Origin of the sequence: Arthrobacter sp. (assembly GCF_031988865.1) — a bacterium.
Lineage (GTDB): Bacteria > Actinomycetota > Actinomycetes > Actinomycetales > Micrococcaceae > Arthrobacter_B.
Genome location: NZ_DALZXY010000004.1, coordinates 45,300 through 49,679 on the forward strand (window position 1 = coordinate 45,300; position 4,380 = coordinate 49,679).

The following is a 4,380-nucleotide window of genomic DNA, read 5'->3' on the forward strand; positions in this document are numbered from 1 at the left end:
CGGCCCGGCCTGGCCAACAGGGTCGGTGCCCGGAACGCCGCCGTTGTGGGTGTGGCCTTCGAAGAGACAAAGCTGCCGGGCGCCCGCTGGGTAGGCATGCCGATGCGCCGGGAGATCTCCCAGCTGGACCGGGCAGCGGCCCGTGCATCCGCCCGTACCACCCTCGGACTGGAGCAGGACCTCCCCACGCTGGTGGTGACCGGCGGCTCCTCCGGGGCGGCCAGCATCAACGCGGCCGTGACAGCCGCCCTGCCGGCCCTATCCGAGGCCGGCATCCAGACACTGCACGTCACCGGCCGCGGCAAGGCGGCAGCCGATGCCGAGGGCAAGGCCCTGACAGCTCCCCTCTACCGCCAGCTCGAGTACGTTGACGGCATGGAACTTGCCTATGCTGCCGCAGACCTCCTGCTCGCCCGTTCCGGTGCCGGCACCGTCAGCGAGATTTCCGCCGTCGGCCTTCCTGCCGTCCTGGTACCCCTGCCGCACGGCAACGGCGAGCAGGCACTGAACGCCGGGGGACTGGTGGACGCCGGAGGTGCCCTGCTGGTCCGGGACTCACTGTTCACACCCGAGTGGATCTCGGAGAAACTCATCCCGCTGCTGCTGGACCCGGCAGCGCTGGGAACCATGGCAGCAGCGTCCGCAGCCCGCGGTATCAGGGACGCGGATACACAGATGGCTGCCCTGATCCTGGATGCAGCGGAACGGAAAGAAGCATGAGCACCATCGAAGCGCCGGCACTGGGCCGCGTCCACTTCATCGGACTCGGCGGCGCCGGCATGTCCGCCGTCGCACGGGTTATGCTTGGCCGCGGCGTCCGGGTCTCCGGCTCCGATGCCAGGGACTCCGCCGGGCTGCGCGCCCTGGAGGCGCTGGGCGCGAGGATCTCAGTGGGACACGACGCCGCCAACATCCAGGACGTGGACACCGTGGTCATTTCCACGGCCATCCGTCCGGACAACCCCGAGCTTGCCGCAGCGGAAGCTGCCGGCCTGCGCATCATCCACCGCTCCGTAGCCCTTGCCGCGGCCATGGGCGGCCAGGACCTTGTGGCCGTGGCAGGCACACACGGCAAGACAACAACGACGGCGATGATCACCGTCCTGCTGCGCGAAGCGGGCACCGACCCGTCCTTCGCCATCGGCGGGGACGTCGCAGCGCTGGGGGTCAACGCCGCCGCCGGCACAGGCCCCGTCTTCGTCGCTGAGGCGGACGAATCCGACGGGTCCTTCCTCAACTACTCACCGCAGATCACCGTGGTCACCAATGTAGAAGCGGACCACCTGGATCACTACGGCACCGCCGAGGCCGTGTTCGCGTCCTTCGACAGGTTCGTCGAACTGCTTCCCGCCGACGGGCTCCTTGTCGCCTGCGCCGACGATCCCGGCGTTCAGGACCTCCTGGCGCGCAATAAGCCTCCGCGGGTCAGGACCTACGGCTATGGACCGGAAGCGGACGTTCGGATCGCCGAAACAACCGCTGACGGCCGGAGAAGCTCCAGCACCCTGCATTTCACCGCCGCGGGGAGGCAAATGCAGCAGCCGCTTCACCTGCAGGTCCCCGGCCGGCACAACGTGCTCAACGCTGCCGCGGCCTTCGCCGTGGCCCTGGACCTGGGCATCGAACCGCAGGCCGCCGCGGATGGCCTGGCAGCCTTTTCCGGCGCGGCACGCCGGTTTGAAGCCAAGGGAACTGCCCGCGGCGTCCGCGTCTTTGACGACTACGCGCATCATCCCACCGAGGTCGCCGCGGCCCTGCAGGCAGCCCGCGCCGTTGCGGGGGACAAGGCCGTGCACGTCCTGTTCCAGCCCCACCTCTTCAGCCGCACCCGGAACTTCGCGGCTGAGTTCGCTGCCGCCCTGGACCTGGCCGATTCGGTGACGGTGCTGGATATCTATCCGGCCCGCGAAGACCCGATTCCGGGGGTTACCAGCGAACTCATCACCGACCGGCTGCGGACGCCCGGTGCCGTGGCGCCGGACCCGCTTTCAGCCGTGCGCAGCATTGCGGACCGCTCTGTGGAAGGGGACATCGTCCTGACCGTGGGGGCAGGCGACGTTACCCAGTACGGGCCGGTCATCCTCGCGGCACTGTCCGCCACGGCCCCCGGAGACGGTGCCGATGGCAGGTAGGAAGCCCAGGCAGCCGCCTGCCCGAAATTTGCCCGCTGGTTCAGGCAAGCCTGCGCCGGCGGCCGCCGGGCAGGAGCCCGCGGCTCCCGCCGGCGGCCCCCGTTCCGCGGCGAACTCTGCCAAGGTGCAGCTCCTTCAGGGTGCCCAGATCCACGAGCTGTGGCCCGGTGCCGGCAGCAGCAGCATGCACAGCGACAGGCCGGACATCCAGGCCTCCCGTGAATGGGAAGCGGGGCCGGCTACTTCCGGGCGGACCCGCACTGGCGACGACAGCGCGGATGGCGGCTTCCCGGGCCCCGGGAGCGGAGGCCAGGAACCAGACACCCAGGCGAGCATCCTTGCCTTCCCGGAACCTCCGGGGCGGCGCAGACGCAGGTACATTCTCATCGGGACCGGCGTAGCGGCAGCGCTGCTCGCCGCACTGGTCGCGGTGCTTTTCTTCTCACCCGCGCTGGAACTGAAGACTGTGGAAATCGAGGGCAATTCCCTGCTGACGACCGAAGCAGCTGAATCGGCACTGTCGCCGCTGCTGGGTACCCCGCTGACGCTGATTTCAGATGCGGATGCCGGCAAGCTGCTGGCCGACCGCCCGGAGGTGGAAAAGGTTGAAGTTGCGGCCCTGCCGCCGTCGGGCCTTTTGGTCACCATCACCGAACGGCTGCCCGTTGCCGTGCTGCAGAATGGCCGTGAGTTCCTCCTCATTGACGAGGAAGGGCGTCAGCTGATGGCCGTGGGGGAGCGAGGATCGGTCGCGTTGCCGCTGATCGACGGCGGGACGGACGCGGTTAACAGCGACGTCTTCTCCACGGTGACCGCCGTCCTCGCGGCCCTGCCGCAGAACGTGCTGGCCCAGCTTGACCACGCGTCGGCCGAGACCGTGGATTCCGTGGAACTCAAGCTCGCCAACGGCCAGACCGTCTTCTGGGGCAGCGCGGAAGCCAATGCCGCCAAGGCCAAGGCGCTGGAAGCACTCCTGCTGATTCCGCCCACGGATCCGCCGGTCCAGGTGTTCGATGTGAGCACCCCCGACCGCCCGGTGACCCGGTGACCGGCCGTGCCCTTGAGGCAGCGGCGAAAGATTCTCTCCGACACGCGCGGAATGGTAATTGCGGAAGCTATCGCAGCCCCATAGCGTCGTGGATAGAGCATTACTTGACATAACTATAACTCTCAAGTTGAGGGTTAAGGTTGTTCGGTTGAAGGTTTTGGCTGGGGAAGTCCCGGCCGCATTGATCAGTTGCACAGATTCGAACAAGGGACACAGGACGTGGCAGCACCGCAGAATTACTTGGCCGTCATCAAGGTCGTCGGCATCGGCGGCGGTGGCGTGAATGCCGTCAACCGAATGATCGACGTCGGACTCCGCGGAGTGGAGTTCATTGCCATCAACACTGATGCGCAGGCTCTCCTGATGAGTGACGCCGACGTCAAGCTCGATGTTGGACGTGAACTGACCCGCGGCCTCGGCGCCGGCGCGGATCCGGAGGTAGGCCGCAAGGCTGCCGAAGATCACGCGGAGGAAATCGAAGAGGTCCTGCGCGGCGCGGACATGGTCTTCGTGACCGCAGGCGAAGGCGGCGGAACCGGCACCGGCGGTGCCCCCGTGGTGGCCCGGATCGCACGCTCCCTTGGCGCGCTGACCATCGGCGTCGTCACCCGCCCGTTTACGTTCGAAGGCCGCCGCCGCTCCAACCAGGCGGAATCGGGCATCGACACCCTGCGGGACGAAGTCGACACCCTGATCGTCATCCCGAACGACCGTCTGCTCTCGATCAGCGACCGCAACGTGTCCATGCTCGACGCGTTCCGTTCCGCTGACCAGGTGCTGCTCTCCGGCGTCCAGGGCATCACCGACCTGATTACGACTCCCGGCCTGATCAACCTTGACTTCGCCGACGTCAAGTCCGTCATGCAGGGCGCGGGATCGGCCCTGATGGGTATCGGCTCCGCCCGCGGCGAGGACCGCGCCGTCAAGGCCGCGGAACTGGCCATTGCCTCGCCGCTGCTGGAAGCATCGATCGACGGCGCCCACGGCGTGCTGCTCTCCATCCAGGGCGGTTCGGACCTCGGCCTGTTCGAGATCAACGAGGCAGCCCGGCTGGTCCAGGAAGTCGCACACCCCGAAGCCAACATCATCTTCGGTGCCGTCATTGACGACGCGCTCGGCGACGAAGCGCGCGTTACGGTTATCGCCGCCGGCTTCGACCAGGTGGACGTCACGTCACAGCCTGCCTCGTCCAAGCCGGCC

The 4,380-nt window shown here is 67.7% G+C and carries 4 protein-coding genes; all 4 read left to right on the forward strand.

All coding sequences use genetic code 11. The features are described from left to right. The coding region (locus RTN46_RS01530; RefSeq protein WP_312178663.1) for a glycosyltransferase at positions 1 to 720 on the forward strand (720 nt) is incomplete at its 5' end. Continuing rightward, positions 717 to 2,132 (forward strand): UDP-N-acetylmuramate--L-alanine ligase, encoded by a 1,416-nt coding sequence (gene murC, locus RTN46_RS01535; protein WP_312178664.1) that lies wholly within the window; start codon positions 717 to 719, stop codon positions 2,130 to 2,132. The genes RTN46_RS01530 and murC, both read left to right, overlap by 4 nt. Before the next feature lie 124 nt (positions 2,133 to 2,256). Next, complete coding sequence (locus RTN46_RS01540) at positions 2,257 to 3,180, forward strand: cell division protein FtsQ/DivIB (RefSeq protein WP_312178665.1); 924 nt, start codon at positions 2,257 to 2,259, stop codon at positions 3,178 to 3,180. 219 nt (positions 3,181 to 3,399) lie between these two features. Then, a partial coding sequence (gene ftsZ / locus RTN46_RS01545; protein WP_312178666.1) for a cell division protein FtsZ occupies positions 3,400 to 4,380 on the forward strand: 981 nt, incomplete at its 3' end.

What these genes read in the sequence shown, in the direction of transcription:
- murC (WP_312178664.1), top strand. Translation starts at nt 717, where the DNA reads ATGAGCACCATCGAAGCGCCGGCACTGGGCCGCGTCCACTTCATCGGA.